A 5,208-nucleotide genomic window follows, 5' to 3' on the forward strand; every position below is an offset into this window, starting at 1 on the left:
CATCCATCGTATGCTCGCTGATCTCGGTCACGATTTGCACATTTTCAAGCGCAGACAGGCTCGGAATCAGGTTATAAAACTGGAACACGAAGCCGACATGCTCACGCCGGAACTTCGTCAGTGCGGCATCGCCCGCATGGGTCAGGTCATGGTCGAGATACCTCAGGGTGCCGGCAGTGGGCGTATCGAGTCCGCCAAGTATGTTCAGCAAGGTCGACTTGCCGCTGCCGGAGGCGCCGAGCAGGACCAGGAATTCTCCGCTGTGCAGTTCGAGGTTGATGTCGACGAGGGCCCGCACCTCCACTTCGCCCATCAGGTAAGTCTTGGTCACGCCGCGCAGCGAAAACACGGAAAGCGGCGCCGTAACAGGCGCGCTGGACACGTCGTAATCTGGACCTGGAGGCGGACCTGGCATGGATGGCTCGCATGGACTGCTGGATTGGACTGGCGTTTCGCGTAATCGGTGGCGGGCTTGCATTACCATTCTGTCACGCTGGCGAGCAGGCAATTGGCTTGGCCTCAACAAACCCGGTTACCATTGCCACGCTGCAAGGTACTCCTCCTTACCGGCGCCTTACCGCCGCATCACCCCATGGCGGCATCCGCGCCGCCATGTTTGCCAAAGGTCGTGCATGTCTGAAATGTTTGGCTTGAACGCCTATTCGCCGCAAGAGATCGCGACCAGGGTCGAGTCGGCCGGCGTTGCCAAGGCGCGCTTGCCGCTGCTGTCGCTACTGATGCTGGGCATTCTGGCGGGCGCTTTCATTGGCCTGGGCGCGGTCTTTTTCGTGCTGGTGCGCTCGGACCCCATGCTCGGATTTGCGGCAAAGCAAATACTCGGCGGACTCGCTTTTTCGCTCGGACTGATCCTGGTGGTGGTGGCCGGCGCTGAGCTGTTCACCGGAAACAACCTGCTGGTGATTGCCCGCGCCCATCGCAGGATCAGCACCCTCGACCTCCTGCGCAACTGGACAATCGTCTTTGCCGGCAACCTGATTGGCGCCGCCGGCCTGGCGCTGCTGGTCTACCTGGCGCGCCATGCGGACATGAACGATGGCGCGATTGCCCGCGAATACCTGGCGATTGCCGCAGCCAAGACATCCTTGCCGTTCTGGACCGCTTTTTTTCGTGGTGTACTGTGCAATGCATTGGTGTGCCTGGCGGTGTGGATGGCAATGGCGGGCCGCAGCGTGACCGACAAGGTGGTCGCGATCATCTTTCCGGTTTCGGCATTCGTTGCCGCCGGTTTCGAACACAGCGTCGCCAACCTGTACCTGTTCCCGCTGGCGCTACTGTTGCAGGAACTCGGTCCCTTGCCGGCGGAACACGTGATCACCTGGGCCGGCGTATTCAAAAGCATGGCCGCCGTTGTGCTGGGCAATATTGCCGGCGGCAGCGTACTGGTGGGCATGGTGTATTACATGATCTATATTTATGCCGACCAGGGTCGGGACAAGACGCAGGACAATCTATCGGCGCGCGAATGACGCCCAATCAACCATGGACATAAAATGACCGAGCCGCAGAAGAAAAAACCCTTCTCGATGATCCGCGAATTCCACCTGGCGGACTGGTTCACGCTGGGCAACGCCGTTTCCGGCATCGGCGCACTGTTCGCCACGATGCGCTTTCTCACCAGTGGCGACGTCCGGCATGTGTTGCTGGCTGCGCTACTGGTATTCATCGCCTTGTTGTTCGACATCCTGGACGGCCGCATTGCGCGCTGGCGGCAACGGGCCTCGATCCTCGGACGGGAACTCGATTCGCTGGCAGACGTGATTTCATTTGGCGTCGCGCCCGTGATCATTGCCTATGCCTGCGGCATGAACGGCTTCTATGACCAGGTCTTGCTGGCGTATTTCGTTGCCTGCGGCGTGTCCCGTCTGGCGCGCTACAACGTCACTGCCGAAGAGCTGTCGCAGCAGACCGGCAAAGTGACCCACTTCGAAGGAACGCCGATCCCGACCTCGATCGTGCTGGTGCTGATGCTGGGCGTGGCGGCCTATTACGGCGCCATCGGTGACAACCTGTGGTTCGGCGCGATCTCGATCGCCGGCTTCACGCTGCATCCGCTGACACTGGTTTTCGGGCTGTCCGGCAGCCTGATGATCAGCCGCATCCGGATCCCCAAGCCATAGGCGACAAAATTGCGGCGGCCGCTGGGGGCGCGCCGCCGATGCATGACCGGTTGATTGCCGTACCCAATTTGCAAGCCGGGTGTCAGGCCCGTGCGCTGATCCACTTATCAGAAGGAGATTGACCATGATGCTGCCTATCCAGACCTTCGACTCGGTGTCGTCCACCTATACCTATCTGCTGGCCGACCCGGCGGCGGGCGAAGCGGTGCTGATCGATCCGGTCGACCAGAAATGGGAACGCGACCTGGCGCAATTGAAGCGGCTCAATCTTCGCCTGGCCTGGGTAATTGAAACCCATGCGCATGCCGACCACATCACGTCGGCCGGCAAGCTGCGCGAAGTCACCGGCGCCAAGGCCGCTTGTCCGGCCGGTTGCGGCATCACGCCGGCCGACCTGCAACTATTCGATGGCGATGTGATCCGCTTCGGGCGCGCCGAGGAAATCAAGGTATTGCATACGCCCGGCCACACTGCCGGCAGCATGTGCTTCACCTGGCGCGGCAATGTGTTTACCGGCGACACGCTGCTGATCGACGGTTGCGGCCGCACGGATTTCCAGAGCGGCAGCGCCGAGGAACTGTACGACAGCGTGACCGGGCGCCTTTTCACGCTGCCGGAAGAAACCCTGATGTGGCCCGGGCACGACTACAAGGATCGTTCGGTGTCCACCATCGGCTGGGAGAAGCACCACAATGCGCGGCTGACCGGGCGCGACAAGCAAGGCTTCGTCGAGCTGATGAGCAAGCTCGACCTGCCAAAACCGAAGATGATCGACGTTGCCGTGCCGGCCAACCAGAACCTGGGTTTGCCGCAGGGCGTGTAATGCCTGCGCCGCCAGCGCCACAGCCGATGCGGCTGGCGCTGGCCGTGCTTGCCGCGCTTGCGCTGCTCAGGCCAGCTTTGCCGCCAGGTAGGACAGCAGCCGGTTGAGCGTACTCAACTGCCGGTAGTCCGCTTCCGGTATGTCGACCTGCAAGCGCTGATGCAGACGCACCAGGAAATTCAGCCAGTCCATCGAATCCAGGTCGACCTGGTCGCGCAAGGGCGCGTCGTCCTGCAAGCTCGCTGGCTCGACTTCCGGCGCAATGGTCCTGAGCGTTTCCAGCACCACCTGACGCAGCATCTCCCGATCCATCCTGCCTCCTCAAAGCTGTGAGGGTTGCTGCAACAATGCACCGATCCGGGCCAGGAACAGCGCCCCCCGATGGCCATCCGACACCCGATGGTCGGCCGCCAGCGTGGCAGTCACGGCAGGCACGATGCGAATCACCTCGTCCTCCACCCACACCCGCGGTGCAATGCGGCCAAAACCTACCAGCGCCACCTGCGGCGGATAGATCACGCCATGCACGGATTCGACACCGCGCTCGCCAAGATTGGTGACGGTAATGGTCGGATCCGATATTTCCGAACTGCGCAATGAGCCGGCACGGGCGCGCCCGACCAGGTCGTTGAGCGCGGCCATCAGCTCGTCGAGCGTCTTTTCAGCAGCGTCGTGCAGGGCCGGCGCAATCAAACCGCCACCGCGCAAGGAGATGGCAACGCCGACATGCACGCGGCCGCTGGGCCTATGCTCGCCGTCGATGAAAAAACCGTTCAGGTCCGGGAAGGCCAGCCCCGCGCGGGCAACCGCCTTGATCAGCAACACCGCCATCAGCATGCGTTGCGGCAATGCGCGGCTGGCATTGGTCTCGGCAAGCCATTGCTGTGCGCGCAACAGTGACACACTGTCGCCCAGGTAGTAATGCGGGATTTCCCGCTTCGAACGGCTCATCGTGGCCGCGATTGCGCGCCGCATCGCCAGCGCTGGTGCCGGCGCTGACGACACGCCCGGCGCTGCTGGCGTCGCCTGAACCGGCGGCGGCGCATGCTGCCGCTGCTGCGCGGCGCGTTCGACATCCTGCAATGTCAGCGCGCCATCCGGCCCGGTTCCGGGCAAGGCGTCGATATCCAGTCCAAGGTCCTGCGCATGCTTGCGGGCAGCGGGCGAGATCCGACGGCGCACAGGCGCGGGTGTGCCGCCGGCACTGGCGGCTGGCGCGCTGACTCCGATCGCCGGCGCTGGCGCCGCCTGCGCCACGCCAGGCGTCTTGGCGGGCAATGTCGCAGCGGCGACGGCCGCTGCATCGATCGCCTCACCCGGCCCGGCGATCATCGCCAGCGGCGTGCCGACCGGTATCGTCTGCCCTGGCTCCACCAGCAGGGAGGCGATGCGGCCGTCGTCCCAGATTTCGACATCCACCGCCGCCTTGGCCGTATCGACCACCGCCACCACCTGGCCGCGGCTGACGGTGTCGCCTGGCTTTACCAGCCACGACAGCAACTTGCCCTGGTCCATGTCGGACCCCAGCGAGGGCAACAGGAAGGGTTTCATGCGCGCCCCATGAGTTGCATCGCGGCGCGCACGATATCGGGCACCTGCGGCAGCGCCGCCTGTTCCTGCTGGCGGGCATAGGGAATCGGCACTTCCGCGCCGCAGACCCGCATGGGCGGTGCGTCCAGTTCATAGAACGCATGCTCGATCACGCGCGCACAGATCTCGGCAGACAGGCTGCCGCTTTTCCATGCCTCGTCGATCACGATGACGCGGTGCGTCTTGCACACCGCACTGACGATGGTGTCGGTGTCGAGCGGGCGCAGCACCCGCAAGTCGATCACTTCGGCGTCGATGCCGATGGCAGCCAGTTCCTGCGCCGCCGCCAGCGCCTTGGACACGCCCCCGCCATACGCAATCATGCACAGGTCCTGTCCGCTGCGCCGCACGGCGGCGCGCTCGATATCGCATTGCCAGCTATCGGGGGAATCAGGCAACTCATCCTCGCTGTTGTACAACTGCACGTGCTCAAAGATGATCACCGGGTCGGGGTCCGCCAATGCCGGCCCGAGCATGCCGCGCGCGTCGGCCACGGTCGCCGGCGCCAGCACCCTGATCCCCGGAATATGGGCATACCATCCTTCCAGGCTATGCGAGTGCTGCGCCGCCAACTGCCGGCCAGCGCCGGTGGCCATCCGGATCACCAGCGGCACACTGAACTGGCCACCCGACATGTGCCGCAGCGTGGCAGCGGTG

The 5,208-nt window shown here is 63.8% G+C and carries 7 protein-coding genes; 3 read left to right on the forward strand and 4 right to left on the reverse strand.

The genetic code is table 11. The annotated features are described in order from the left end of the window. Positions 1-313 (reverse strand): ABC transporter ATP-binding protein (locus Q7T64_RS02315; RefSeq protein ID WP_304790536.1); only part of this gene is annotated, 313 nt, incomplete at its 3' end. A gap of 319 nt (positions 314-632) precedes the next feature. Between Q7T64_RS02315 and Q7T64_RS02320 the strand changes: the two genes are divergently transcribed. From Q7T64_RS02320 to Q7T64_RS02330, 3 genes are all read left to right on the forward strand, one after another. Beyond that, positions 633-1,487 (forward strand): formate/nitrite transporter family protein, encoded by an 855-nt coding sequence (locus tag Q7T64_RS02320; RefSeq protein WP_304790516.1) that lies wholly within the window; start codon positions 633-635, stop codon positions 1,485-1,487. A gap of 24 nt (positions 1,488-1,511) precedes the next feature. Continuing rightward, complete coding sequence (pssA, locus tag Q7T64_RS02325) at positions 1,512-2,138, forward strand: CDP-diacylglycerol--serine O-phosphatidyltransferase (RefSeq protein ID WP_304790519.1); 627 nt, start codon at positions 1,512-1,514, stop codon at positions 2,136-2,138. Positions 2,139-2,262: 124 nt separating this feature from the next. Further along, positions 2,263-2,961 carry an MBL fold metallo-hydrolase gene (locus Q7T64_RS02330; RefSeq protein ID WP_304790522.1) on the forward strand — a complete coding sequence of 233 codons (699 nt, stop codon included), beginning with the start codon at positions 2,263-2,265 and terminating at the stop codon, positions 2,959-2,961. Between the two features lie 66 nt (positions 2,962-3,027). On the opposite strand, the gene Q7T64_RS02335 is transcribed toward Q7T64_RS02330, so the two are convergent. The 3 genes from Q7T64_RS02335 to Q7T64_RS02345 form a co-directional block, all read right to left on the reverse strand. Then, positions 3,028-3,273: an acyl carrier protein gene (locus Q7T64_RS02335; protein ID WP_304790527.1), complete on the reverse strand. Its 246-nt coding sequence runs from the start codon at positions 3,271-3,273 to the stop codon at positions 3,028-3,030. A gap of 9 nt (positions 3,274-3,282) precedes the next feature. Then, positions 3,283-4,512 carry a dihydrolipoamide acetyltransferase family protein gene (locus Q7T64_RS02340; RefSeq protein ID WP_304790530.1) on the reverse strand — a complete coding sequence of 410 codons (1,230 nt, stop codon included), beginning with the start codon at positions 4,510-4,512 and terminating at the stop codon, positions 3,283-3,285. Continuing rightward, on the reverse strand, positions 4,509-5,208 hold a 700-nt coding region (locus Q7T64_RS02345), incomplete at its 5' end, for an alpha-ketoacid dehydrogenase subunit beta (RefSeq protein ID WP_304790533.1). The genes Q7T64_RS02345 and Q7T64_RS02340, both read right to left, overlap by 4 nt.

Source organism: Lacisediminimonas sp. (assembly GCF_030645335.1).
Lineage (GTDB): Bacteria > Pseudomonadota > Gammaproteobacteria > Burkholderiales > Burkholderiaceae_D > Lacisediminimonas.